This window comes from Flavobacteriales bacterium (assembly GCA_025210295.1).
Taxonomy (GTDB): Bacteria; Bacteroidota; Bacteroidia; order Flavobacteriales_D; family Parvicellaceae; genus S010-51.
In genome coordinates this window covers 405,350-430,987 of the sequence record JAOASC010000016.1, presented here as the reverse complement: position 1 = coordinate 430,987, position 25,638 = coordinate 405,350, and the positions used below count along the sequence as shown (strand labels likewise).

At 32.8% G+C, this 25,638-nt stretch carries 23 protein-coding genes; 16 read left to right on the top strand and 7 right to left on the bottom strand.

Annotation, left to right across the window (positions count from 1 at the left end; genetic code table 11):
• Nucleotides 1–27: 27 nt before the first annotated feature.
• The 8 genes from N4A35_04480 to N4A35_04445 all read left to right on the top strand — a co-directional run bounded on the left by N4A35_04480 (nt 28) and on the right by N4A35_04445 (nt 7,635).
• Complete coding sequence (locus N4A35_04480) at nt 28–948, top strand: Wzz/FepE/Etk N-terminal domain-containing protein (GenBank protein MCT4580653.1); 921 nt, start codon at nt 28–30, stop codon at nt 946–948.
• Nucleotides 948–2,390, top strand: coding sequence for an O-antigen ligase family protein (locus N4A35_04475; GenBank protein ID MCT4580652.1), 1,443 nt, complete (start codon nt 948–950; stop codon nt 2,388–2,390). The genes N4A35_04480 and N4A35_04475 overlap by 1 nt, the downstream gene beginning before the upstream one ends.
• Before the next feature lie 26 nt (nt 2,391–2,416).
• On the top strand, nt 2,417–3,352 hold the full coding sequence (locus tag N4A35_04470; protein MCT4580651.1) for a hypothetical protein: 936 nt from the start codon (nt 2,417–2,419) through the stop codon (nt 3,350–3,352).
• Nucleotides 3,349–4,293: a polysaccharide deacetylase family protein gene (locus N4A35_04465; protein MCT4580650.1), complete on the top strand. Its 945-nt coding sequence runs from the start codon at nt 3,349–3,351 to the stop codon at nt 4,291–4,293. Before N4A35_04470 ends, N4A35_04465 begins: the two co-directional genes overlap by 4 nt.
• A complete protein-coding gene (locus tag N4A35_04460; GenBank protein ID MCT4580649.1) occupies nt 4,280–5,197 on the top strand; it encodes a hypothetical protein in 918 nt (305 codons plus the stop codon). Before N4A35_04465 ends, N4A35_04460 begins: the two co-directional genes overlap by 14 nt.
• Nucleotides 5,197–6,924 (top strand): hypothetical protein, encoded by a 1,728-nt coding sequence (locus N4A35_04455; GenBank protein ID MCT4580648.1) that lies wholly within the window; start codon nt 5,197–5,199, stop codon nt 6,922–6,924. The genes N4A35_04460 and N4A35_04455 overlap by 1 nt, the downstream gene beginning before the upstream one ends.
• The gene (locus N4A35_04450) at nt 6,911–7,279 is read left to right on the top strand and encodes a hypothetical protein (protein ID MCT4580647.1); all 369 of its coding nucleotides are present in this window, start codon (nt 6,911–6,913) and stop codon (nt 7,277–7,279) included. Before N4A35_04455 ends, N4A35_04450 begins: the two co-directional genes overlap by 14 nt.
• Before the next feature lie 194 nt (nt 7,280–7,473).
• Nucleotides 7,474–7,635 (top strand): DUF5989 family protein, encoded by a 162-nt coding sequence (locus N4A35_04445; GenBank protein MCT4580646.1) that lies wholly within the window; start codon nt 7,474–7,476, stop codon nt 7,633–7,635.
• On the opposite strand, the gene N4A35_04440 is transcribed toward N4A35_04445, so the two are convergent.
• The 6 genes from N4A35_04440 to N4A35_04415 all read right to left on the bottom strand — a co-directional run bounded on the left by N4A35_04440 (nt 7,616) and on the right by N4A35_04415 (nt 14,945).
• Complete coding sequence (locus N4A35_04440; GenBank protein MCT4580645.1) at nt 7,616–8,452, bottom strand: class I SAM-dependent methyltransferase; 837 nt, start codon at nt 8,450–8,452, stop codon at nt 7,616–7,618. The genes N4A35_04445 and N4A35_04440 overlap by 20 nt on opposite strands.
• Nucleotides 8,427–9,590, bottom strand: a complete 1,164-nt coding sequence (locus N4A35_04435) for a hypothetical protein (protein ID MCT4580644.1) — start codon at nt 9,588–9,590, stop codon at nt 8,427–8,429. The genes N4A35_04440 and N4A35_04435 overlap by 26 nt, the downstream gene beginning before the upstream one ends.
• Before the next feature lie 96 nt (nt 9,591–9,686).
• Nucleotides 9,687–11,207 (bottom strand): hypothetical protein, encoded by a 1,521-nt coding sequence (locus N4A35_04430; protein MCT4580643.1) that lies wholly within the window; start codon nt 11,205–11,207, stop codon nt 9,687–9,689.
• A 7-nt stretch (nt 11,208–11,214) separates the two neighbouring features.
• Nucleotides 11,215–11,874: a methyltransferase gene (locus N4A35_04425; protein ID MCT4580642.1), complete on the bottom strand. Its 660-nt coding sequence runs from the start codon at nt 11,872–11,874 to the stop codon at nt 11,215–11,217.
• Nucleotides 11,871–13,391 carry a B12-binding domain-containing radical SAM protein gene (locus N4A35_04420; protein MCT4580641.1) on the bottom strand — a complete coding sequence of 507 codons (1,521 nt, stop codon included), beginning with the start codon at nt 13,389–13,391 and terminating at the stop codon, nt 11,871–11,873. The genes N4A35_04425 and N4A35_04420 overlap by 4 nt, the downstream gene beginning before the upstream one ends.
• Before the next feature lie 12 nt (nt 13,392–13,403).
• On the bottom strand, nt 13,404–14,945 hold the full coding sequence (locus tag N4A35_04415) for an arylsulfotransferase family protein (GenBank protein ID MCT4580640.1): 1,542 nt from the start codon (nt 14,943–14,945) through the stop codon (nt 13,404–13,406).
• A gap of 102 nt (nt 14,946–15,047) precedes the next feature.
• On the opposite strand from N4A35_04415, the gene N4A35_04410 reads away from it, so the two are divergent.
• Nucleotides 15,048–16,460, top strand: coding sequence for a B12-binding domain-containing radical SAM protein (locus N4A35_04410; GenBank protein ID MCT4580639.1), 1,413 nt, complete (start codon nt 15,048–15,050; stop codon nt 16,458–16,460).
• Here N4A35_04410 and N4A35_04405 read toward each other — a convergent pair.
• Nucleotides 16,457–17,332: a hypothetical protein gene (locus tag N4A35_04405; protein ID MCT4580638.1), complete on the bottom strand. Its 876-nt coding sequence runs from the start codon at nt 17,330–17,332 to the stop codon at nt 16,457–16,459. The two genes, N4A35_04410 and N4A35_04405, sit on opposite strands and share 4 nt — an antisense overlap.
• Before the next feature lie 94 nt (nt 17,333–17,426).
• Here N4A35_04405 and N4A35_04400 point away from each other — a divergent pair, with 94 nt between their 5' ends.
• The 7 genes from N4A35_04400 (at nt 17,427) to N4A35_04370 (ending at nt 25,637) form a co-directional block, all read left to right on the top strand.
• Complete coding sequence (locus N4A35_04400) at nt 17,427–19,676, top strand: CotH kinase family protein (protein ID MCT4580637.1); 2,250 nt, start codon at nt 17,427–17,429, stop codon at nt 19,674–19,676.
• Nucleotides 19,666–21,069, top strand: coding sequence for a hypothetical protein (locus N4A35_04395; GenBank protein MCT4580636.1), 1,404 nt, complete (start codon nt 19,666–19,668; stop codon nt 21,067–21,069). The genes N4A35_04400 and N4A35_04395 overlap by 11 nt, the downstream gene beginning before the upstream one ends.
• Before the next feature lie 73 nt (nt 21,070–21,142).
• Nucleotides 21,143–22,090 carry a glycosyltransferase family 4 protein gene (locus N4A35_04390; protein MCT4580635.1) on the top strand — a complete coding sequence of 316 codons (948 nt, stop codon included), beginning with the start codon at nt 21,143–21,145 and terminating at the stop codon, nt 22,088–22,090.
• Nucleotides 22,091–22,134: 44 nt separating this feature from the next.
• Complete coding sequence (locus N4A35_04385) at nt 22,135–23,034, top strand: nucleotidyltransferase domain-containing protein (protein MCT4580634.1); 900 nt, start codon at nt 22,135–22,137, stop codon at nt 23,032–23,034.
• A 3-nt stretch (nt 23,035–23,037) separates the two neighbouring features.
• On the top strand, nt 23,038–23,448 hold the full coding sequence (locus N4A35_04380) for a hypothetical protein (protein ID MCT4580633.1): 411 nt from the start codon (nt 23,038–23,040) through the stop codon (nt 23,446–23,448).
• Nucleotides 23,445–24,857 carry a B12-binding domain-containing radical SAM protein gene (locus N4A35_04375; GenBank protein MCT4580632.1) on the top strand — a complete coding sequence of 471 codons (1,413 nt, stop codon included), beginning with the start codon at nt 23,445–23,447 and terminating at the stop codon, nt 24,855–24,857. The genes N4A35_04380 and N4A35_04375 overlap by 4 nt, the downstream gene beginning before the upstream one ends.
• Entirely contained in the window at nt 24,858–25,637 is a 780-nt protein-coding gene (locus tag N4A35_04370; protein ID MCT4580631.1) for a methyltransferase domain-containing protein, read from the top strand.
• The last annotated feature ends 1 nt before the right edge of the window (nt 25,638 follow it).

Genomic DNA, 25,638 nt, shown 5'->3' with positions numbered 1-25,638 from the left:
TTGCTCAATACATTTAGATTCATGAGTATGAACGATAATTCAGTAGGGTTAATATTCCTTTTTAACAATAGGAAATTGTTGGTTTTGGCAGCTTTGTTGGGGGGAATTTTAGGAATAGGAATAACATTTTTGATTCCTAAAAAATATTTGTCGACAGCAATTATCTATCCTTATAATTCACATAAGGTTAATGAAATAATAGCTAATCCACAATTTGGATATGAGGTAGAATCAGAGCAGTTAATGCAATTGTTGGAATCGAAATCCATGCGTGATAAAACAGTGGAACGATTTAAGCTGTATGATTATTATGAAAAGGATACGACTGATTTAAAATGGAAAGCTGAATTAACATTGAAATATATTAAGGACATTACATTTTTTAGAAGCAAATACCTTTCTATTGTTATTAATGTTAAAACTAAAGATCCTAAACTTTCAGCAGATATAGCTAATTTTCAAGTTAAAGAGGTGAATCGCTACAGAGAACAGGTCTTTCAAGAAAATCGAGAGAAAAGTTTTAAAAGTATTGAAAATAAGTATAAGCTGAGTAAAAAACGTTTAGAAGCGTTAAAAGATTCCATATATTCTATTAAGGGAGGGACTTCAGATTTGTTGTATAATTTTGTAGAAAATTTGAATAACGAAAATTATGATACTCATGCGTTTATTGATGATGCTAGATTAGAGCCAGTTATTGAACAATACTTATACGAACGTGGTAGATATTTGGCTTTAAGGGTAAAATATGATCAAATGAAAGAATTGATAGCGGAGCCTCTGCCGTCAGTTTACTCTATCGATATCGCTGAACCTTCATATAAAAAAGTTTCTCCATCGTTTTTAATTAATGCATTAGTTGGTGCATTAATCTTCTTTATTTTGGTATTGACTATTCGAATGGTAGGAGGGCAATGGAGTAGTTTAAAAGAACGAGCGAGAAAATAATGGAAACATTATTGAAGCATAAATCGAGTGTACTTACCCTTTTATTAGCTGTTTTTATAAGCTTAGGGTTATGGAGTTTTTTTCAAGACCTTGAAAAAACAGTATTATTTATTTTTGCTGGTTGTAGTGCAATTTTAATAGTTAGTTTTTTATTCTTTAATTTAAAATGGTATTACCTTCTTTTGATAGGGTTGATTCCTATTTCTATTGATGCTGGTTTTATTGGAGGAGCCAAGTTAAACTTTCCTTCTGAGGGAATGTTAACGTTAATGTTGCCAATACTTTTCTTATTTAATGAGGGCTTTAGAAATGCTATTGCTCAATATATCAAGCATCCGATAACCGTCTTGTTGATTGCAGATTTATTAATAACATTGTTAAGTTCTTTATTAAGCTCTCATGTGGATGTATCACTTAAACGTATTGTCATTCGCTTACTATTTATAGCTGGATTTTTTGCTATGGTAGGGTTAATAAAAAAGCAGAAAGACCTAGAAAAACCATGGTTAATTTATGTTATAGGACTTGTTCCAGTAATGTATTTTACCCTCATGAATCATGCGCATCATGCTTTCAATCCTAGAGTTGTGTTTAGTATCTGTAGACCATATTTTAACGATCATACTGTGTATGGAGCTTGTTTAGCGTTTATTATACCTTTTTTAACTCTGGTTGTTTTTAATCCTAAGTTATTTAAGTTAAATAAAATCAAGCACAGCCTGTTGATTTTGCTTTATGCTGTTGTCTTAATTTCTGAGGTCTTAGCGCTTTCTAGAGCAGCTATTTTAAGTTTGTTTGTTGCTTTTTGTTTCTATTTATTACTCCGCTTCAAAGCCCAATTTAGAATGGTCATAGTGGGACTTTTATTGGTGTTAGGTACTGGTCTGTCTCTTCAAGATTCTATTTATGAGTATATTAGAGAAAATGATGCCGTTAGTAATGATGGTGAAATCGTCAATCACTTTTCTTCGGTTACCAATGTTCAATCAGACGCCTCTAATCTGGAACGAATTAATCGTTGGATTTGTGCCTATAGAATGTTTGAGGAACGTCCAATTTTAGGATATGGACCAGGTACTTACCAGTTTGAGTATAATCAGTTTCAAACAGTAGCCAATAAGACTTATATTTCTACAAATGCAGGAAATAGGGGAAATGCTCATTCTGAGTATTTGACTTATTTGAGTGAAATAGGAATTATCGGTTTTGTCATTTTTATACTGACAGTGTTTACCAGTATCTACTATGGTATGGAAAATCATTATCACCTAAAAGAACGTTATTTAAGAGTCATCAACCTTGGGGTACTTTTAGGACTGATAACCTTTTATTTCCATGGAGTTTTTAATTCATTTATTGATCAGAGTAAAATGGCAGTGTTATATTTTACAGCTTTAGGAACAATCGTTTGGCTGAGTCAATATCGTGAGAAGGGATGCTGAAACAACGATGGAAAAATATAAGGTTGATGGGGCTTAAAGTCGTTATTGTATCGACGGTTACGTTAGTTTTATTGGAGCTTTGTTACCGTTATCAGGTAATCGATTTTTATAAAACAGAGTGGAAATATTTGAATCAAAATATAGCGCAAAATAAAACTGGAAAGAAAGTATTGGTATTGGGAGATTCTTTCTCTTCTACAAAAAATAACTGGGTAGATCAACTCAGAAAGCTAGACACCAATAACGTGTATTATAATGCATCATTTCCAGGCGTAGGGACAGAAACTTATCGTTTAATTGCCCCAAAAAGAATGGAAGAAGTCAATCCTGATAAAGTTATTGTTCAGCTCTATGTTGGTAATGACTTGTTAGATATAGCTAAACCAATTAACTGGTCAAAATTGAGTTTTTCAAGGAATTTATTTTGGTCTTTAAGTAATAACCTAAGGTTTTTAAATTATTTGAACTATAGAATGGGACAGGTTAGTCAGGATGTAGTAAAAACAAGCAACCCCAAGGAAGTAGATGAATTTTCGATTGAGCATTATTCGGCTCGAACACAACTCTACATTCAAGCAATGCCTAATTATCCTCAAAATGTTGTGACGTTAGCGGATGATGACACTTTTAAAGCTTTAGTAAAGCATCTAAATGAAATTAAAAGGCTTGTTAAGAAAGAAGCCTTTTATGTGTTAATCATCCCACATTGTGTAGAAGTTAATCAACGATATATAGAAAATTATAAGCTATTAGGAACTCAATTGACTACAGAGAATTTAATGGAAGACCTTTGGGCAAGTGAATTGGAAAAAGCTGGTTTTGAGGTCATTAATCCCGGTTCTTCTTTTCGAAAAATTGAAGAAAATGGTACGTCTATTTATTATCAAAATGACCCACATTTAAATAAATTCGGGCAGGAGGTACTTGCCAATAAAATGGCATTATATTTTCAAAACAGATGATTTGGAAAAAGGTAAAATATAAATTAAAGTGGAGTTTTAACGATCTCCAAGCTTTTTTAGGAGTGCCATTTTCTATTAACAATAGCCAAGGTGAGGTAAGGGTACTCTGCTTCCATGGGGTCTGTAAAGATGAGCAGGACTATATTAATGGGAGGTTTATCAAGGAGTCCCATTTGAAACGTTTACTAATAGCTATCAAAAAACAGTTTCATGTAATCACTATGAAAGAATACATGAATAAAGAGTTTAATCAACAAAAACTTAATGTATTGTTAACATTTGATGATGGATATAAAAACAATAAAACATTGCTTTTACCCATTATAGAAGAGCTAAAGCTTCCCGTAACACTTTTTGTTCTAGCAAGAGGGAATAAACCTTTATGGACAGACTTGCTAGATATTTGCTATGCTGAGCAAATAAATTTATCACCAATAGAAGAAAAGTTTAATATTAAAAGTTTGAGTAACCAAGATTTTAAACGGTGGGTAAACCAGCAAGCTCCTCAAGTGACAGAAGCGATAACAAAAGAATTAGAAAAGTATGCACAACCAATGCTTTCCAGGTATAAAGAGTTTTGGCAATTATTGTCTAAAAATGAATTAATAGAAATCAATGAAAGTGAATTCGTAACCCTGTGTAATCATACTGTCAATCATTATAACTTATTGTTACTCGATAAAAAACAGTTGGAATACGAAGTACAAACATGTACAAAATATTTGGAAGAAATTCGAGCAGATTTTCCCAAGGTAATTGCATTTCCTTTTGGTTATTATAATTCTGATTTATGTGATACGTTGGAAGCGCTTAACTATCCTATACGCTTTTCAATAACAGAAGGAATAAATACAGATGAAAAGGCTATTAACCGTTTAGCAGCTAATCCTTTTGTATCTGTAAGAAATCAACTAATTTCGATTGTGAATGGAAAATATTAGGGTAGAATTAATAGAAGCAAAGCACCTGAATGGTTTGTGTAAGCTTTATAAAGAAATTTTTAATAGAAATGTAAAGCCCCAATATTTTGAAATTAAATATGGATTAAGCTTACCTGATGTGACTGTTTTTTCACAAGTATTGTTAGTTGATGATTTAATAGTAGGGTTTATGGGAGCCATTTTTCAATCGTTTGAATCAGGAAATGATGAAATCAGAACGCTCTCATTGGGGGATTTTTTTTTAATAGAAAAATATAGAGGAAAGGGAACCTTTAATGTTTTATACGTAGCGCTATACGAAGCGGCAATGGCTAAAAATATAACGACCCTCTATGCTTTTCAGAGTCAGCAAACATACAAGGTTTGTAAAAAGTGGGGATGGAAAGATGGCAATCATTTCGTTCGTTTTCATATAAAAGGAATTTCCCCTTTCTTCTCTAAAATCTTAAGAAAATTAGCTCCGTTGGTTCAACAACAGCGATTAAAAAAAGCGTTGAAAGACTATCAGATTAGTTTTAATAAAGCTTTGCATGTTCGTGATTCATTTCAGAATGGATATCACGCTTCATTTTTTAAAATGAAAGCCAATAATACCTTGTTTTGGATTGAAATAGAAAACGTAATTCTTTGTTTAAAATTTGATGTTTATGTAACTGTAGGTTACATTTACACCCAAGAGCATTCAAATATTGAAGAGATGCTCAAAATAATAAAACGTATACTCAAAAAGAGTTGGATTCACGATATGGTTTTTCATATTCAAGCACAAACACAAGAGGCTAAGCAAATGGAAAAGGTGCTTAAAAAAGAACCATCATTTCTGGTGAGCTCCTATCAACTCCAAGAGCAAGCGCTCGATTTTAAGAAGGTGAGGTTGAACTTTATGGATATGGATGTGTTTTAATGCGTATTATCCTTGGCATATCAGCATATTTTCATGATTCTTCAGCTTGTTTAATTGTTGAGGGAAGTATTGTAGCAGCTGCTTTAGAAGAACGATTTACACGAATAAAACATGATCAAGCTTTCCCAGAAAATGCGATTCAATATTGTTTGAAAGAAGCTAAAATCAATAGCGATGCTATCGATGAGGTCGTTTTTTTTGAAAAACCGTTTACTAAGTTTGAGCGAATTTTAGACAATTTTACCAAACAAGCTCCATTAGGTTTTCGTCCTTTTAAAAAGGCAATACAAGCTTGGGTAAAAGAGAAGTTTTGGATTGAAGACACCTTTAGAAAACGTTTTGATTTTAAAGGAGATTTTTCATATTGCCAACATCATTTAGCACATGCGGCGAATGCTTGTTATCAAAGTTCATTTGAAAAAGCAGCTTATTTAACAATAGATGGAGTTGGAGAAAAAGCTTGTACTTCGTATGGAGTTTATGAGAAAGGTCGATTAAAACCTATTGCTGAACAACATTTTCCACATTCTATAGGATTGTTGTATTCGGCTTTTACACAGTATTGCGGTTTTAAAGTAAATTCTGGAGAATATAAATTGATGGGATTGGCTCCTTATGGAGTACCTCAATATAAAGAAGTCATTTATACTAATTTTGTTTCTATTTCTGATCAAGGAGTAATTACCTTACAATTAGATAAATTAGGCTTTTTGAATGATTTAAAAATGGTTAATAAACAATTTGAGCAAGTTTTTGGTGTTCAATCCAGAAAGGCTAAGGAACCTATGACGCAATTTTATAAAGATGTTGCGGCTTCAATTCAGAAAGTAACCGAAGAATTGGTTTACAAGTTAGTTGCTTATGTGCAAGGTAAAACTGGAATGGAAAATTTAGTATATTCAGGTGGAGTAGCCTTAAACTGTGTCCTCAATTCAGGAATCATAAAAAATAATGCTTTTCAAACTGTTTTTATTCAATCGGCTTCAGGAGATGGAGGAGGGGCTATGGGAGCAGCTTTGTGGAGTTACTATCAAAGTAAATCAATAGCCCAAAAATTAAACCAAGAGTTTTTAGGGCCTCAATTTACTTCCAATGAGGTGATTCAAAGTATTGATGATGGTATTAACTATCATGTCATGAAAGAAGAGGAGTTAGTTGTTCAAACAGCAAAATACTTACATCGAGGAAAAGTTGTTGGATGGTTTCAAGGGAGGATGGAATTTGGACCAAGGGCATTAGGCAATCGGAGTATTTTAGCCAGCCCTAATTTTCCAGAGATGAAATCCATATTAAACTTAAAAATAAAGAAAAGAGAGGGGTTTAGACCATTTGCACCAGTTGTACTTGCTGAAGATTTTGATGCTTATTTTGAAGATGAAGGGTACGACTATTCAAGGATGTTGTATGTAGCCAAAGGGAAGCAAGAGGCTGAAAAAATACCATCATGTATTCATAAAGATCATACTGCCAGAGTTCAGAAGTTGACAGCAGATTTTAATCCAGCACTTTATCAACTTTTAACAGCTTTTAAAAAACAAAGCGGTATCCCAGTTTTAATTAATACCTCATTCAATGAGCGTGGAGAACCTATTGTATGTAGCCCCAAACAAGCGATTGATTGCTTTTTTAATACAGCAATGGATGTATTGGTAATGGAAAATATTCTATTATTAAAATCTGAAAATAAGCATATTAAACCAACCAATAAGAGCTATGAATTGGATTAAAGAAAAATGGTTGATCTATTATGGGCTTCATCCTAGAAAAAACATGTTTTTATTTGGAGCTTTATTGTTAGGGATACTAGGTTTGTTACTATTGTTAAATCCGACCTATTTTTGGACAATTACAACACTATTATTGCTACAGTTAATGGGAAGTTTATTTACACCAATATTAAGAGCTGAGTTTGCAACGCTTATGTTGATAACCAAACCCATAGGAACTGTAACTTCTTATATCTTAATTGGTTTAGTATTTTATTTTATCATTACGCCAATAGGGCTATTTAGATCTAAAAAGTATAAGGTTGGATGGGTAGATTCTGTTCAAGAAATAGACAAGAAAAAACTAAATGAATAGTTTGTTTTTATGTTGTAGCGAACACAGGATCTGACGTTTTCTTAATTAATTATTTAGGTTAGAAAACGAGACAATGGCTGCTCCAGTTCCAAATCCTATATTTAAGATCTTTTCTTTATCTTTACCGTTACTTAAAATCGATAGAGTCAGCTTCTTTGGCACGAATATAAGCTATGCAATTATTATTGATGTAAATGAGAAATAAATTAACAATAATAAAATTATTCTTCAAGTTTTTAAATGAAAAGAGAGTTTATTGGCTATATCCAATTGTTATAGTACTCATTTTAATTGGTGTCATTGTTATCTTGGGGGAAGGGAGTGTCTTAGCGCCGTTTATTTATTCGCTGTTTTAGAATAAATCCCATAATAGGTCACCCCTTTATGGGGAAATAGTATTTTTTTTATCCAATTTTTCCAGTTAGGGTAAACTTGAAGTTGAATAGCATGTTGCTGAATAGATTTTAAATCATTAGGATCTAAATATCCTTTTGAAGCTTTAAAAAATAAGTTTTGTTGATATTTTTCCTTAAAAAGGACTTTAGCCTTAGTTAGTTCTTCAGCTTCACTAGAGCTAATGTTTATCCCTGTAATAATTAATAGTCCTTTTGGAGCAAGTAATTGTTTAGCCATTTCAATGAATTGGTGAATATCAGTAAAATACGCTAAACAACGATTGAGAATAATCACATCAAATTGATTTTCAAAGATAGCTAGGTTTTCGAGATCCATTTGTATCGATGTCCAAGACGGGGTCGTAAAATGTTTCCTAGCTTTTAGCCCATCCAATTCATGAATAAAGTAATCTACTGCTGTAACTGTTTTTCCTAATTGAGAAAGTGAGTTGGCTAACCATCCGTTCCAACTTCCAACATCAAGAACAGATTGATGATGTGGTTGTATAACATTGGTGATTAGTTTTAAATCAGCTATTCTCGCTTTCCAAAGGTTTTTATTGATTTTGACTCCCGCATGCGGTAAGTTTTCAAAATCAAGCTGGGGGAGAGTATCCAAACGAAAGTTTTCGAATTTAGATAGCCAATGCGTTAATTTAATTTTAAATTGCTCGTCTAATAAAACTAAAACATCTTCATCAAGAAAAAATTGATGCTTGTTGCTACAAGTGTATTTATCGTTTAGTGGTTCTTTACAGGTTGGACATTTCAATTTCATGAATAAGCGCTTTTTTTCGAGAATTATACCAGATTAACATTAACCATTGGGTGATTGCAGATGCTATAATGGCTCCATAAGGATGGTGATTAAGAATGAGAATATAGGTAAAAATAAGGTTAATTCCAGCTCCAATATAATTAATCCAAATCACTTCATTTTCTTTACCTAAACGATAATATAGAATAATAATAGGAACATAGTAAAAAGGAGGAAAAGCAAATAAAATTCCAAAAATAAAGTACCACCAAGAAATATTGATTTGAAACAGAATGATTAGTAAAAAGCTAATTAATGTCCCTAAAACAAGAACTGTAGGAATACTGTAAATTAAAAATTGGCGTTGCGTTTTGGTGTAGGTTGTACTGTTAATTCTATATAATACTTTATTAAAGGGCATGATAATAATGGCGCTAAATGCTTGAAGCAAAATAAATGCTGATAAGAAAATTTGAAAGGTAGCTAATGTTTCCTTATCAGAAAAAGCAGCAATGATATATTGGTCTACCCGAGATTGTAATAATCCACTCAAGCCAATCACTAAAAATGAAAATGTTTTAGTAAGTTCTTTTAACTGTATTTTAGGTAGTAAAATTTGAGGATAATAGACAAAAATGGTAATGAATGTTTTGATAAACAAAATCACTGTGTAGACTTGGATCAGCAGTAGTAAGTCAAGGTGTGGGCTAAAATAGAGAATACCAAATAGAATAAATGTAGAAAAGGTCTCAATAAAAACTTGTGGTGTAAAACGTTTAGTATAGACAATGATACTTTCTGTTGATAAATAAAAGAAAGCACTTGTAATCCATAGAAAGAGATAAATAAAGAGCTCAGGATAATACACGTAAAGCACTGGTAATACCGGAAGAATTAGTAAGCTTCTTGTAAATAAATTGTTGTAAAAATTAGACCCCATATTCGCAGGGGATTGACTAAATGCTCTCACTAAATACTCTTTGTTTCCCCATTGAAGAAAATGAGTAATGAGGTTGATAAGAAGTAATATCGTAACAAACTCTCCCCATAATTCTTTACCATAAAAGTGAACTACGATAAGAGAGTTGAGCAATAGGGAAGCAGGCGTAATAAAAACACGAATAGCATTAGAAAAAATTTTAGCAAGGTGTTTATTCATGTTTTACAACTATTACGATAAAGGTTAAACCAATGAAGAAGTTTTGAAATTTAAAGATATCATTTTTCTGTAGCATTCTAGCTTATAAATTAAGCTTTACTTTTGAGTCATGATAGTAATTAATTCATGATAGGTTTGAAGATCTTCATTACTCTTGAGTTGCTTACGATCAACTAGTTGTTTTGCTTGATTAAAACTTTTGATGGCCGCTTCTTTATTTTCTAGTATCCAATAACAAAAACCTCTTTTTACATAGGCTTTCCAGTAGCGACTATCTAGTTTTATTGATTGGTTTAAGTCTAGAATTGCAGTGTGAATATAGGTATGATCTTGACGCTGAATCCCAGCATTAAAATTTGCGACTCCCTTGGAGTAATGTACGGCTGAAAGTTTACCCAGAGGTCCATTAACAGCATCTTCCCATATCGTTAAGGTGTTTTGCCATACTTGAACTCGTTCAATGGTAATAAACGAACTCCATAATATAAAACTAATCGTAATAATGATTGTACTTGTTTGGATTAGTTTATTTTTTATCATTTGAATACTATAGGTAATCAGAAAAGCAAGCCCTAAAATTGCTAAATAAAAATACCTGTCTTGTATGATTTCGTGTCCAATGGGTTTAATTTTTATGGTAGGTGAAATTGCAATGATAAATAGGACAATTCCAAAGATGATATTTCTCCTATGTTTGTCATTTAATTTAAAAAGTATGAGGGTTCCTAAAACCAAGAATAAACTATAACCAAAAATGTTAATTGAAACGGGGTCCTCATAAGCAGTACTTATGTTGGTAGGATTAATAAATAATTGAATATACATTTTAAGTTGATAAGGGAAGACAAAGAAAGCTTCCCCTATAGATAAAATATCATTGTTGAACCCATCTAGTAAATACTCTTTCTTTTGTGAGTAGGCGATATAAGAAAAATAGTAAGCTGATAATAGGAAGGGTATTTTCTCAAGTAAAATATTCCATTGGAATTTCCGCTTTTCAAAATAATCTATAGCTACTAAAAATAAAGGTAGAGATACAGCCATTACTTTTGCATACAATGCCAAGGTGAAAATAATGAGTACCAACGAATACAGAAGTATTGAATGCCTTTTTGTATAGTGATAATAAAGTAAAATAGCCAGCAAATAAAAAAAGGAAGAAAGTAACGTCGAAAGGCAGGATATCCAAGAAACTGCCTCAACTTGCATGGGGTGAAGGGCAAAAATTGAGGCGACAATTATCGCGTAAAATTCATTTTTTAGAAGCTTAGTAAAAAGAAAAAAAACTAAAATAATGTTTATTAAATGTAGACTTAAATTTAAAAGGTGAAAAGCTATAGGATTGGCTCCTTTTGAAGTATAAAGAAGATGATAGACCAAAGTTGTTAGAGGTTGATACATTTTTGCAGTATAACCATTAAAGATCTTTACAGTGTTTTCATAAGAGACAGGATTGGTAACGAGTTGATTATTGGTCACTTGCTCTGGATCATCCCAAGAAATAAATTGAGCTTCTGTAACACCGAAAAAAGTGATAGAAGTTATTAATAATAAAAGCGTAATCAATAAAAAACGAATCATCATTTTATGCTTAGAAAGTAGTATAAAAAATGACATCTATGGACTATTTTTTTAGTTGATAAATGTAGTTTTTCTCTCCTCTTTTAGTTGTTGTATAAACCTTTATAAGATGAATATGCTGAGCTAAGGCTAGGTCATTTATTTTTATCAGATCACAATCTTGCGATAAAATCATATAAATATCGTTGATGCCCAACCACTTCTCAAACAGTTGGCTAAATAATTGCTTAAAGTACTCAAAGTCATTACCACAAAAGAAAGCTTGCTCTTTATCAGAGGTAGGATTTTTAGGGTAGTAGGGAGGGTTAATGATAATGAGGTCAAAGTCATTGGGAGAAATGGCCTCAAATAAATCAGATTTTATTACTGTAATAGGGATCTTATTGCTGTTACTATTGTCTTTTAGTCCGTCCAAAGCCATTGGGTTAATATCTGAAGCAGTGACATTGGCTCCAGATTTTGCAGCAAAAAAAGAAATCATACCGCTACCAGCTCCCAATTCTAAAAAGTTTTTACCTTGAAGTTTTAGTTGATTTATAAAATGAATAAAGAGGTTCGTTGATAAAAATATTCCAGGATGAAAAACCCCTGGGTTTATTTTTAGTCGAATACCATGTTTAGTATAATAATTTACTTTGCTGGTTTTCTTCTGATACCAAATATTTAAAAATGGAAACGCTATTTTTTTGATAAGTTTTCTCATTCAGAATAAAAACCTTGTTCTTCAGGTTGTCTATATTTCCATAGCTTATGGAATAATTTAATCTCATAGGGATAGGAATAAAACTTAAGGTGATACCTCCAAAATGAAAGTATTTTTAGTAAGTGTTTTTTTATTCCTTTAATTCTAAAGTCAGTTTTGGTAGGATAGTAAGCGTTTAAAACAGTTTCAAAATTTTTAATTTTATCAATGTGTTTTTTAGTTAACCATGGTGTTAGTGGATTCTTTCTTAAATCAAAGTTTTCCCACGATGGCGAAAGCCAATCTTCTAACTTTTTGGGGAAATGAAAGCCTTGTTCTTGTATTTGTTGGTACAGTTCACTTCCTTCAGTAGGTACAGGGCTGTAGATATAAATAATGATTTCTGTGTTGGGATTTATTTTTTTTATTGTTCGAATAAATTCAATATCCTCATCAATTTGTTGGGTTACTTTTTCTTCATGATCAGCTGGCATACCTAATACAAAACTGTATTCTGGAATAATGCCTATTTTTCCCATTCTTTTGGCAAAATCTTTAATCTGTTGCCCTGTTTGTGTACCCCCTTTATCCATTTGTTTTAAGACCGCATCATTCCCCGTTTCAGCTCCTAAAAAAATCATTTTTAAACCTGCTTTTTTCATTAAAGATAGGTCTTCATCAGAATACTTATTGATGGTATCAATTCTTCCTTCTCCCCACCAAGAAATACCCTCATTTTCAATTTGCTTAGAAAATTCAACAACACGTTTTCTAGCAGTAAAAAAATTATTGTCATGAAATTCAACTGCATCAATATTGTAATGCTGTTTAAAATGAAGAACATCTTGAGCAATACGTTCTGCTTTTAGGCCTTTCCAACGAGCATTGTATATAGGAACAACTGCACAAAATGAGCAAGTAAATGGACACCCAAAACTCGAATGGTAGGAGAACGTTGTATTCCCCATAAATGTTTTAGCAAGGTAATTAGCTAGTGGGTAACTTTCATTTAGCTTTTTATAAGGAAATGCATTTAACTGCTCCATATTAGGAATTGTTTCCTTTTTTGTTTTGATAAACTCATTATTTTGATAATAAATGAGGTTATGGATGGCGCTTAAATTGGAAAGATCATGGTTAAAAATAGCCTCGCAGAGCATTGGAAAAGCAGTATCCCCAGGTCCATTAATAACAAAATCAACATATCCAGAAGTTAAGACCACTTTATATTGATTAGAAGCAAAATAACCACCCCAAACGATTTTGATGTTTGGATGTTGTTGTTTGATTGCTTTTGCAAATGGTATCGCCTGTTTAAGTTGAGGTCCAGGCATGACGGTCATCCCTACAATTTCAATAACTTCTTCTTGGATGATTTTTAATATTTTTTCAAGCGGTTTTTCCTCAAGATTGCCATCAACAAAATGATAGTTGTATAACCCTTCTATAGATGCCCCAATTTGTAAAATAGAATTAGGAATTCGATGTTTAGCATCTGCACTTCTAGGATTGAATAATATAATACCGCGTTGGTTCATTAATCAAGAAAATTATTGTTGATAGTCAGTTGTAAACATAAACTGTTCTGTTGATCCAGATGAATAAACTTTTAGATAAATATGATAGGGTTTCGGTTGGTTAATTGGTTGCCCTAATAAATTGTAAAGTTGATAGGTTCCGTCATTTTTTTTGTTGTTTTCCTTTATAGAAACACTTCCACAAGGGTTATTAATGTCTGTAATGATTAAAGGATTAGAACCAATGAATCCACTACCATGTGGAATCCAAACTTGAATTGTATCGGGTTGAGTGACCATGATTGTTGGAGTATTCTCACCTGTAGACCATCTGTAAGTAGAGGCTGAGGGAGCGTGTAGTACCCACCCCGCTAACGTTTGTTCACATGTAATCTGAGGTCTAGGAGGTAATTGTGGCATAAAATGATGGACTCGGTAAGAAACGACAGAATCTTCTAAGAAAATCTGAGAAGAAATGTCCTGGTTATTATCAATAATTGTTGCAGATGGATAAGGTCTGTAAATTAATCCATATCCCAGTATTTTATGATCATTGTAAGTGGTATGATAACTCCCCATTGCTCTTGCAAAAACAGAGTCAGGATGTATATATTCTTTGACTAATGTCGCGGTCCAATTAGTGGTGTCTAATTGGTATTCTACCCCTCTTGAGTATTTAGGAGAAACAGCCATGTTTCCATTGTCAAATAGTGAATAGTTCCCATTGTCTAACCTTCTAATGTCGTGTTGACCACTAAATAAACTATCATTCACAAAAGTAAAGTCTGATGATTTCCCTCCCAGTCGCCATATAACAGCCCCCGTTGTTCTATTAATTTTGTAGATGGCGTTAAGGTGTCTTAATGAAACGAGAATATGACCATCATCGTCTTCTTCTAACGTATTTCCATGACAGTAATCAAATAAAGTAGAGTCGTATCCATAGTCATCATAAGTTTCAGTTGGGTGAATATAATCATTACTATTCCAGTCAATAATTAAGTTACCATTTGGATCAAGTTCTTGAAAGCCATACCCTTTTATTGGTGTACTGTCTTTACCAGCTATTCCCGAAAAAGTATAACCTGTTAGATCAACAGTATCAACATGAATCGTAGAAAGCAGCCAATTCCCATTACTGAGTCGCTGGATATCATGAACATCTTCAGTAAGGTTAATGGCATCTATGGTGTCTGTATAATTAAGGTTACTATCAAGTACGATGAAATTAGGTTTTGTTTGAGCGTAGCTAGCAACAAAAGAATATTGATTTGATTCAGGATAATATTTAAAGTCTAAACATCCTCTTGAGTTCGGTTTGCAGTACCAATAAACGTACCCTTGATGATCAAGAATCATAGCATAAGGTTTCTTATAGGTGGGAGAAGTGTTAGGGGTTCTGATTTTCATAGGGGTTAGTAAGTAAACTCCCGTGTCTAATTCATTAGTACTTTGCTCAAACTCATAAGAAAATAGACTGTTGGGTACAGGTCTGTTTCCTTGTTGAGCTTTGACAAGAGTTGAACAGCTTAAAAGCAGTAAGATGTTAAAGCTGACTATACTAAAAAGGTTCATTAGGTGCATTTTAATAATTGTAATAAAAAAAGTAAAGATAGAATAATATCTAAATATGTTAAAAAAAGCTTTATTTTAAACTTTTTTTAGCTAAAATTGAGTTTGAACAAACAGAAAATCATATTATACAACCCCAAGGCTGTTTTTTTTGATATGCCTTTGGCTCTAATTGCAATAGGTTCAGTAGTGTGTGAAACTTATGAAGTTATTATTATAGATGCTAGAATAGAGGAAGATATTGAACAGTTGGTAGCAAGACATATAAATGATACGCTATTAGTTGGCGTAACTTCATTAACTGGAGCTCCATTAAAAGATGCGATTACTTTTTCTAAGTTAATTAAACGTCATCGTCCTGAATTACCAGTTGTATGGGGAGGCTGGCATACTTCATTATTCCCAAAGCAAGTGTTAAAAGATGTTCCTGAGGTTGATATAGCAGTACAGGGACAAGGGGAAGTTACTTTTAAGGAGATCGTGGATGTGATTGCAACAACAAAAAAGTTATCATCCATTAAAGGCATTGTCTTTCGTGAGCAAACAGAACTAATACAGACGCCTCCTAGGCCAATGGAGGATATGAATAACCTCCCTCGGTTAAATTATGAGCTGATAGATGTGGAACGTTATTTTGAGGCTAAAGGCATTCGTCAATTTGATTTTATTACTTCTATAGGTTGTTTTTTTAGATGTACATTTTGCGCTGATCCTTTTGTTTTTAATCGGAAGTATAATAGTTTGAAACCAGAGCGTGTGTTTGAGGATTTAAAGTTCTATTACGAGCAATATCAATTTGAAGATTTAAATTTTCAAGATGAAACGTTTTTTACTTATCCAAAGCAAATCATAAAAATGGCTGGACTTCTAAAAGATTATGGGAAGAAATTTACTTGGGCAGCGACCATGCGAGCAGATCAAGGGAGTAGGATGTCTTATGAGGACTTTAAGTTGTGTAAGGAAGGCGGGTTGAGAAGGTTATTAATTGGAGTTGAGTCTGGTTCACAAGAAATGATGGATTGGTTAAGAAAAGATATCAAAGTAACACAAGTTTTGCTTTGTGCTGATCGATGCAAAGCGCTAGGTATTCATGTTATTTTTCCTTTTATTATAGGCTTTCCTAAAGAGTCCGATACAAGTGTTATTGAAAGTCAAAAAATGATTCGAAAATTAGCACTAATGTCTCCTAAATTTGATACGCCAATTTTTTATTTTAAACCTTATCCTGGAACACAAATAACCAGAGAAGTTGTCGAAGCTGGTGAATATGAACTTCCGATTACAATTCAGGAATGGTCTGAATTTGATTATGTTGGATCTAGAGGACCATGGGTGGATGATGAAAAGTATGATTTATTTGAAAAATATAAATTTTATCTAAAATTGAATAAACAGTCTCGTTTTTATATTAAGCCATTGGCTAAACTAGCAAAATGGAGAATTCAGAATATGAATTTTAATTATCCCATCGAAAAAAGAGTAATCGAGTTATTTAAAACTCAAAAAAAATTAAGCTAAAAATAAATAGGATTATATAAGGTATCAATAGAGATATTAGGGTGTTCATTAAGATAGTCGACCTCAATATGAACTTTTCCTTTATTGACAAAAACTTGTAAAATATTATCCCATTTTTCTCCTCCCATACCAGAAGTAATCAGGTGTACGTTTTGATGTTTATGAATACTGATTGAACTGCCATCTGGAAGCGCTCCAACATCTCCTCCAAATAGAAAAATAGGAACACTTAAACGCGTCATTTTGGGTAGGAAATTAGTGTAGAAATCTAGTGTGTCGTTACGCGCATACAAAGAATTGGGAATAATATGAGGAGTCTTCTGTTCATCATACCAACTAATATGATGGGTAAAAATAAAGACATTATCATAATTGTTTTTTTGCGTTAGTTGTTGTAATTCTCCAATGTGTTGGTTAGTAAAGTTCCAACCAGATTTTAATAAATCGACAATGTAAAATAAGTTATGGTTAAATTCAAAGTGATAGTCTGTTTTTCCAAAATGGGCAGTATAGCTATTGATGTCATTTAAATCGTGGTTTCCTGGAGCAATATGAAAAGGGAAAGGGAAACCTTGAATGTAATTTTGAACCTTGTCAAAAGACTCTGTTGAAGCTTGCTGTACAAGGTCTCCAGTTAAAACAGCTAAAGAAATACTCGAATCTGCTTCATTGTTCAAATAATTCATAAAAGGAGGGTGAAAAGGATTGTTTTTTGCACCTGGAGCACCATAAACGTGACCCGCAACGATAAATTTAAAATCCTTTCGAGCACTAGAAGTATAGTCGCATGAATAAAGCCAAGTGCTCGTAAAAATGATGAATGATAGATAGTATGTAGAGCGTTTAAATGGCTTAAGCGTGAGAGGCAACATAATGTGTTTTATTGTGGTGTTAAATATAAAATAATTACATTAGCTTTTTGATTCTTGGATTAATTTTTAAGTGTTTATATATAAGTTTATGTGTGTGCAATTGATAAGGGGAAAAGCTATCGGAGGCTTAATATGCTTAATTACTGTGGTCAATATGACTTATGCTCAGGCTGTAGACACTATTTTTATTTCATACGATCAAGAAGCCAAACGTTTTTTTAAAGAAGCCACAACTAAAGCACTAAAGCAAGGGGTGTTAACCAAAGATTTAAAAGTAAAACAACCTGCTGTTATCCAATGGAACCGTTTAACGTTCAATGCTAAAATAAGGTTAAAAGGAGATTGGACAGATCATATCAAAAAAGATCGAAATTCATTTAGGATCGAACTCCAAGAGGGGAATATTTATAAAGTTAGAAAGTTTTCTCTACAATTCCCAGAGACAAGAGGTGGGGCAAATGAAGCGATTTTTCATGAAATATTAAGAGCAGAGGGGATTTTAACAACGAACTATAGGTTTGTACATCTAGTCGTAAACGAAGTTTATTGGGGAATCTTTGCTTTTGAAGAGCATTTTGACGAGTTGTTAATTGAAAATAATCAGCGGATACAGGGGCCAATATTAAAATTTGATGAGGAAGGTTTTTGGGAATGTCAATATTGGGCAAAAATTAGTCAAAAAAATAAATGTTATGAATATCCTATTTTTGAAGCTTCTAGAGTAAAAGCTTTTAATCAAAAAAAAATACGAAAAGATACAGCTCAAATCATTCATTTTTTGAAAGCACGTTCAATATTAGAACAATGGCAAATGGGAGCAGTTGACTTTAACAGTATAGCTGTTGAAAAATTCGCAAAATACTATGCGTTATGCGACCTTTTTCAGTTCTATCATGGTTTACAATGGCATAATCAACGTTTTTATTATCGAAAAATAGATCAAAAAATAGAGCCTGTTGCTTATGATTGTTATTCGAAAGATAATCATTTAATAGGAAAGTCATTTTTAGGGTTGTTTGATGAACATTATCAAACTGTTTATTTCAAAGAGCAGTGGTTTAACTATCAATTGTTTTTATCAGAGGATTTTAAGGAAGCATATTATTATTGGTTAAAAGTTTACCAAAGTAAGGAATGGAAACTAGAGGAAAATAAAATCGCTGCTGAGTTGAAAAATCGTTTAGCTAAAAGAAGTGTTACAATAGAGGCATTTATACAACAGCAACAACTATCGCCTAAGTTTTTCAGTTACTCGCAGTGGAAAGAAGAGCATCCAGAAGAGGTAAGAGTGTATCAAGAACCAAAAGACAAAAAGGCTTTTCCACATGTCGCTATTCGAGCTCGTATAGACGGAAAAAAAGTGCGTTTAACGAATTATGATTTAAATACATTAACTGTTATTGGTTGGGGTTCAAAGACAAGGTTAGTAAAAGCAGTAACTCCCCAAATCATAGAGCCGAACCAAACTATATTTATTGATGCCAATAAGAAGTTTTTTAAGCTATACTATTTAGGAAAGAATAAAGATACCTTATCGAGTCCAATAGAACTCCCTAGTCTTAAGCTCAAAAGTAAGGTACAAGATACTGTATATCAAGATGGGCTGTTGATTGAAAATAAAAATTTTACCATTCAAGAGCATATCATAATACCCAAAGGGCAAACACTGACCATTAAAAATGCAACAGTTGATTTTAATTCGGGGGGAAGTATTACGGCTTATGGAGAAGTGAAAATACTAAACAGTCAGCTCTCTTCATCCGATCTAACAAGCAATGGAATTGCCGTTGTATACGCTAACTTGTCTGTGAAGAATTCAAAAATTACACAGTTTAATGTACATGAAAATAATGCCCCATTACAATGTACTCACGGGAAAGTAATACTCGAAAAGTTAATGATGGAAAACATTCAATCGAATGATGGGGTAAACTTAAATAATTGTGATTTTTTGATCAAAGAGCTAACAGCAAAGCACATTAGTGGTGATGCCGTAGATATTGACTATGGGCAAGGAGCAGTTATGTATTCCAGGTTTAAAGATGTTGGAGGTGATGCCATAGACTTGTCAGGAGCAACTGTTAAAATAAGGAATTTAAAAGTACAAGGATGCGAAGATAAAGGAGTGAGTATAGGTGAACGTTCAAGCGTATTGATTCATTCGATTTCGATTAAGAAATGTACTGTTGGAATAGCTGTAAAAGATGAGTCAAAACTTGCTGTAGAGGCAGTTAAGGTAGCTCAATGTGATAAAGATGTTGATTGCTTTATTAAGAAAGGGTATTACAATAGCAGTGGAACACTAGAGTTAATAGGAAATAAAAATCGATTAAATGTCCAATAGTCAAAGGTTTTCATATTGGGGAGGAGTACTCTATGGGACGCCACTTTTATTGTTTGGGATCTTAACTTGGAGTTACGATTTTAATGGATTGTTTGGGCAAGATAGTCATGCTTATTATCAATATGCTCAGGAATTAAAATTGTACCTTACTACTGGAAAAACTCCTGGAAACTTTTATTGGCCTAAATTGTATCCTTTTTTGGGGGCAATAATCAGTACAACTGGAATGCATCTTCTCACTGTAATGCGGTTATTATCTTTACTGTCTTTACTTGGTGTTATTTTTTATACCAATAAAATAATTCAGGAAATCTACCATAAAGATGGAAAATTATGGCTATTTCTGGGGTTGGTATTGAGTACTTATTTCATAAGAGGAGGAATGTTGGTAATGAGTGATATGTTGGCTACTTTTTTAGTGGTTTTCTGTTATTGGAGTTTTGTAAGGTTTATGAACGTACGTCGAGTCAGCTTTCTCCTAGTAATGGTAGTAACTGCTTGTGCTGCTTTTTTTGTAAGATATCCAACATTACCTCTAGTTTTTGTTCCTATCCTTATTGCAGTAATTGTTGGACTCAGGAAAGTAAAATACAATTGGCTAATAGCTGTATTGTTTTTGGTAGGGATGTTAAGTGTCCTCTTGGTTTACTATCCTTTTTTTAAATATATTACTGATGAATTCTTTAGACGTTGGAGTTTCAGTAATATTTTTTCTAGAAGCTTAAAAGATAATGACGGGCAGTCGTTCCATTGGGTCCCTAATAGCATTTATGTTTTTGGAAATCTTTTACATATTGGATACCTAGCAATAGGAGTCTTTTTACTCCCTTTTTATAAAAAAATAAAAGGGATAAGCCTCTTTTTCCTAATTGGTGTATGTGGCTATCTCGCTTTTATCTCTGGGTTTTCTACGCAAAATTATCGTTTTTTAATGTTGTCACATCCTTTAATAATGGTGTTGTTGTTTCCTGCTTTTCTTAGATTTTGGAGTTGGCTAAAAAATAAAAAATTACATTGGTTTTTTGTAGGAGGAACAGTGTTGTTTAATGTTATGTTCTTTATTTATTCATTTGGTAAAACCTATCGAGTTCATCAGAATGAAAAGGAAATTGTACTGGCGCTACAAGCGCTTCATTCCAAAGCAACCATTTATAGTTTCTATGTAGATCAATCATTTCTTTCGTATGGAATAGAGAATGAAGTGAAAAACTTATATTTGGAGGAATATAAAACATTTGAAAAAGGCAGTTTACTTATTTTTAATGTAACAAAGTTTCAAAAGCAATGGGAGGGAACAACTGTGATGAAAAATTGGAATAAGGTAACACAAGAATATCAGTTAGAGGAATTAGTTTCATTTCAAAATCATTGGAAAATATATCGAATTCAATAAACACATAGCTATTATTACCCCCGGTTTTGCTGCTAGCGAAAGCGATACAACCTGTATTCCTGCGTTGCAAATTTTGGTAAAAGAATTGGTTGAGCAAGGAGTGGAGGTTACGGTATTTACTTTGCATTACCCTTTTGTCAAATCAACCTATAATTGGTGTGGCGCAAAAGTAGTTCCCTTGAATGGTAAAAACAGTTTTATTGTTCGAAAAACAGTTTTATTTCATCGTTTATTGAAAGCATTTACTACCATTGATCGAGAACATAAAATAGCGGTGATTCACTCTTTTTGGTTAAATGAAACAACCTATTGGGCTGAAAAATTAGGACGTAAGTTTGATATCCCAGTTGTGGCTACTGCATTAGGGCAAGATGTGTTACCTGTTAATCGTTATTTGAAAAAAATCAAATGGAATGCTGTTGAGATTTTTTGCCTCTCTCAATACCAAAAGAAGCATTTAGAAAAAGCGCTTTCTCAAAAAATAGGAGTTATTCCATTAGGAGTCGTCACCACCACGACTCAGCTTAAAACATTTGATATTGTAGGTGTAGGTAATTTAATTCCCCTTAAAAACTTTAGTTACTTAATAGCCTTGTGTAGAGCTTTAAAGCCAATAAAACCAAATTTTTCTGCCAAGTTGATAGGAGTAGGTCAAGAATTGGAAAAATTAAAACAGCTTGTTCAAGCGTATGAACTAAATGATAACATACAATTTTTGGGAGAGCTATCATATACGGAAACGCAAACCCAAATAGCACAAGCAAAAGTGTTAGTCCATCCTTCTAATTTTGAGGGATTTGGTATGATTTTGATTGAAGCTTTAGCTAATCAAACTTTTGTGCTCTCTTCACCAGTAGGAATCGCACCAGAGCTAGAAGCTATAGCGAAATTAAAAATGGATGTAACTAAAGATTTAAAGGTCTTGATTGCTCTATTGGATAGGGATGTTCCTCCAGCTAGATTACATTCAATTCAAGAAACTGTGAGTGCATACATAAAATTATATCATCAGTTGGTATAAGAAAGACTTTTTTATCACAAAAAGTTCATTACATTTGGTTAATCATGCACATTCACCCAACTGAAAATATTAGCTCTATTTTAAAAGCGCTGGCATATTTTGACGTGTTTAGTTACCCATTGTCTTATGAGGAGCTATATCAATATTCTAAGTTTGAAGATAAGGTAGAATTCGATAGAGAATTGCAAGAATTGATAGAAAAGCAATTCATTCATAACTTGGATGGTTTCTATAGTCTAATAGAAGATATTAAAATTGTTAAAGAAAGAATTGAAGGAGAAAAACGTGCAGAGAAATACCTTTTCCAGGCGGTAAAAAAGTCGAAATTGATTGCTAAGTTTCCCTATGTAAGAGGCGTGTTTATATCTGGTTCATTGTCGAAAGGAGTCATGGCTGAAGATGGTGATATCGATTTTTTTATCATTACAAAACCCAATCGACTATGGATAGCAAGAACGCTATTGATATTATATAAAAAGACAATCTTACTGAATTCTAGAAAGTATTTTTGTGTGAATTATTTTATAGATGAAGAACAGCTAGAAATTGAACAGAAAAATAGGTTTACAGCTACAGAAATTGTTACATTGATCCCTATGGTAAATAATAAATTGTACCAACAGTTTATAGAAGCCAATCAATGGATTAATGAGTATTATATTCATGCGAAATCAACCTCTAAATATACGATAGAGTTGAAAAGAAGTCTCTTTCAAAACTTTGTAGAGCCGATATTAAATATGCCTCTTGGAGAACGCGTGGATGCCTATTTTATGAAACTAACTTTGAAGCGTTGGAAGCAAAAGTTTGGAACAATGGAAAATGCTGATTTTGATGTCGCACTTAAAACAACAAAGCGTGTGTCCAAGCATCATCCAAGTAATTTTCAGGCGAAAGTAATTCAAAAATATAATCAAATAATAGAAGATATAACTAATACATAGTTTATGAAGAAAGATGTAGATTATATTATAGATCAATTGATACAGAAGTATCTCAAAAAGTTTAAATTACCAAAAGAAGAGCTCATTCAAGATCTTAAAGAGGAAGGGCTAGGTGTAGAGGATATGGATACTTTTGTGATGGCATTTGAAAAAGAACTAAAAGCGACAAAGAAAATCAACTCCGAAATCAAATTTGCTAAAACAACTCAATATTTTGGTTTAGTTTTTTTTATTGTAGCGGTTTCAATAGTTTTAGTTACTTATATCTATGCTAAGCTAAAAGGTTGGTATGTGTTAAAATATGGTGTAATTGTTTTTGCAATAACAATATTTTTCCAAAACAGGACTAAGGTTCAGGAGGGGAAGAAAGCATTGGAGGAATTAAAAAATAATAGAATTTCGTACTGGAAATGAGTAAGGTATTATTGAGTCATAGTTATTATTATCAACTGGATCCGAAACAATGGAATACAGGGATGCCTTATCCGCCTTTGGGGACGATATTTGCAGCTAGTTATTTACGAGAAAATGGATTTGAGGTAAGCTTGTTTGATGTGTGTTTGAAAACTGGACCAGAAGCCATAGAAACGATTATTCAAAAAGAGCAGCCAGAATATTTTGTTTTATACGATGATGGGTTTAACTATTTGACCAAAATGTGCCTCACCAATATGCGGGAAGCTGCATTTAAAATGCTTCAGATTGCAAAAAAATACCAATGTAAGGTGATTGTATCGAGTTCAGATTCTACAGATCATTTTCAGCAATATATCGAAAATGGCGCCGATGTGGTTTTATTGGGGGAGGGAGAACTTTCTTTATTAGAAACGATTCAAAAGTTTCAAAATAATGAGGTTATCAATGAGGTAAAAGGAATTTGTTTTCAAAATGAAGGAGAAATCATTAATACAGGACGTAGAGCAGTTATTAGAGATTTAGATATTTTACCACAACCAGCTTGGGATTTGGTTGATATTGACGCCTATAAAAAAGTGTGGAAAGCAAAAGGAAATGCTTATGCTCTAAATATAGCAACTACAAGAGGCTGTCCATACCAATGTAATTGGTGCGCCAAACCTATTTATGGAAATCGTTATAATTCTAGGAGTCCTAAGAGAGTAGTAGAGGAAATCAAATTACTAAAAGCGCAATTTGGCGTAACTAATTTTTGGATGTGTGACGATATTTTTGGATTAAAACCCAATTGGGTTCAAGAGTTTGATCAATATTTAAAACAAGAAGATTTAGCCATTACCTATAAAATACAAAGTAGAGCTGATTTATTATTAAAAGAAGATAATATTGATGCCTTGGTATCCTCAGGATTAAAAGAAGTTTGGATTGGTGCCGAAAGTGGTTCTCAACGGATTTTAGATGCCATGGATAAAGGAACAACAATTGAACAAATAGAAAAAGCCACTCAATTGTTACAAAGTAAAGGTGTTCGGGTAGCATTTTTCTTACAATTTGGTTATTTAGGAGAAACCAAAGAAGAGGTAGAAGAGACGATAGACATGCTTTTACGCTGTATGCCAGATGATATTGGAGTGAGTGTTTCCTATCCTTTACCAGGAACAAAGTTTTATGATATGGTAAGTTCTGAATTAGGACAAAAAGCCAATTGGGAAGATTCAGATGATTTAGCACTAATGTTTTCCAATACCTTTAACCAAGCGTATTACAAAACATTACATCGCTATGTACATAAAGTCTTTAGAAACGAGCAAGCAAAAGAACGAAAGGCGATAGGAAAACAACTCTATTATGCGCCAATTATTCAGTATTATAAATACAAACTTAAACAGTTGAGCAACCGAGTATAAATGGAAGCTGAATTTGATCATATCGCCAAAGAATATGATGCTACTTTTACTAATACTACAGTAGGAAGAGCACAAAGAACTGTTGTTTACCAACTGTTGAATGAGTGTATAAGTGATTGGAATAATTTATCTATTTTAGAATTGAATTGTGGTACGGGAGAGGATGCTGTTTATCTCGCTCAAAAAGGAGCTAAAGTTTTAGCCACAGATATTTCTCCTCAAATGGTTCAAGTAACCCAAAAGAAGACACAAGGATTCCTCAATATCGAGTCCACCGTTTTAGCGATTAATTTATTAGAAAAATTGGGACAAAAATTTGATGTTATTTTTTCAAATTTTGGAGGCTTAAACTGTTTAGGAGAGGAAGAGGTTAAACAATTTATTATTAATGCACATAATAGCCTAAATGAAGGTGGGAAATTAATATTGGTTATCATGCCTTCTGTCTGTTTATGGGAGTCATTTTATTTTTCTTCCAAGCTGAAGTTTGGAGAAGCTTTTAGAAGAAGAAAGAAAGAAGGTGCATTAGCCCAGGTAGAAGATAAACAAATTAGAACATACTATTACTCCCCACAGTTTATTCAACGAAATAGTGAGGGGTTTCGCCTTGTCAAATTAGCACCAGTAGGATTCTGTGTACCTCCATCTTATTTGGATAATTGGTTTAAAAATAAGCCTAAAAGCATTCAAAAACTGATAAAATTGGATAAAAGTTTGCTAAAATTTAATAAATTGGCTGCTCTTTCAGACCATTTTTTTATTTGTTTAGAGAAGTTATAAC

What these genes read in the sequence shown, in the direction of transcription:
- N4A35_04465 (MCT4580650.1), top strand. Translation starts at nt 3,349, where the DNA reads ATGATTTGGAAAAAGGTAAAATATAAATTAAAGTGGAGTTTTAACGAT.
- N4A35_04470 (MCT4580651.1), top strand. Translation starts at nt 2,417, where the DNA reads ATGGGGCTTAAAGTCGTTATTGTATCGACGGTTACGTTAGTTTTATTG.
- N4A35_04405 (MCT4580638.1), bottom strand. Translation starts at nt 17,332, where the DNA reads ATGTTGCCTCTCACGCTTAAGCCATTTAAACGCTCTACATACTATCTA.
- N4A35_04370 (MCT4580631.1), top strand. Translation starts at nt 24,858, where the DNA reads ATGGAAGCTGAATTTGATCATATCGCCAAAGAATATGATGCTACTTTT.
- N4A35_04460 (MCT4580649.1), top strand. Translation starts at nt 4,280, where the DNA reads ATGGAAAATATTAGGGTAGAATTAATAGAAGCAAAGCACCTGAATGGT.
- N4A35_04450 (MCT4580647.1), top strand. Translation starts at nt 6,911, where the DNA reads ATGAATTGGATTAAAGAAAAATGGTTGATCTATTATGGGCTTCATCCT.
- N4A35_04445 (MCT4580646.1), top strand. Translation starts at nt 7,474, where the DNA reads ATGAGAAATAAATTAACAATAATAAAATTATTCTTCAAGTTTTTAAAT.
- N4A35_04440 (MCT4580645.1), bottom strand. Translation starts at nt 8,452, where the DNA reads ATGAAATTGAAATGTCCAACCTGTAAAGAACCACTAAACGATAAATAC.
- N4A35_04395 (MCT4580636.1), top strand. Translation starts at nt 19,666, where the DNA reads ATGTCCAATAGTCAAAGGTTTTCATATTGGGGAGGAGTACTCTATGGG.
- N4A35_04380 (MCT4580633.1), top strand. Translation starts at nt 23,038, where the DNA reads ATGAAGAAAGATGTAGATTATATTATAGATCAATTGATACAGAAGTAT.
- N4A35_04425 (MCT4580642.1), bottom strand. Translation starts at nt 11,874, where the DNA reads ATGAGAAAACTTATCAAAAAAATAGCGTTTCCATTTTTAAATATTTGG.
- N4A35_04415 (MCT4580640.1), bottom strand. Translation starts at nt 14,945, where the DNA reads ATGAACCTTTTTAGTATAGTCAGCTTTAACATCTTACTGCTTTTAAGC.
- N4A35_04475 (MCT4580652.1), top strand. Translation starts at nt 948, where the DNA reads ATGGAAACATTATTGAAGCATAAATCGAGTGTACTTACCCTTTTATTA.
- N4A35_04375 (MCT4580632.1), top strand. Translation starts at nt 23,445, where the DNA reads ATGAGTAAGGTATTATTGAGTCATAGTTATTATTATCAACTGGATCCG.
- N4A35_04480 (MCT4580653.1), top strand. Translation starts at nt 28, where the DNA reads ATGAACGATAATTCAGTAGGGTTAATATTCCTTTTTAACAATAGGAAA.
- N4A35_04435 (MCT4580644.1), bottom strand. Translation starts at nt 9,590, where the DNA reads ATGAATAAACACCTTGCTAAAATTTTTTCTAATGCTATTCGTGTTTTT.
- N4A35_04430 (MCT4580643.1), bottom strand. Translation starts at nt 11,207, where the DNA reads ATGTCATTTTTTATACTACTTTCTAAGCATAAAATGATGATTCGTTTT.
- N4A35_04455 (MCT4580648.1), top strand. Translation starts at nt 5,197, where the DNA reads ATGCGTATTATCCTTGGCATATCAGCATATTTTCATGATTCTTCAGCT.
- N4A35_04385 (MCT4580634.1), top strand. Translation starts at nt 22,135, where the DNA reads ATGCACATTCACCCAACTGAAAATATTAGCTCTATTTTAAAAGCGCTG.
- N4A35_04420 (MCT4580641.1), bottom strand. Translation starts at nt 13,391, where the DNA reads ATGAACCAACGCGGTATTATATTATTCAATCCTAGAAGTGCAGATGCT.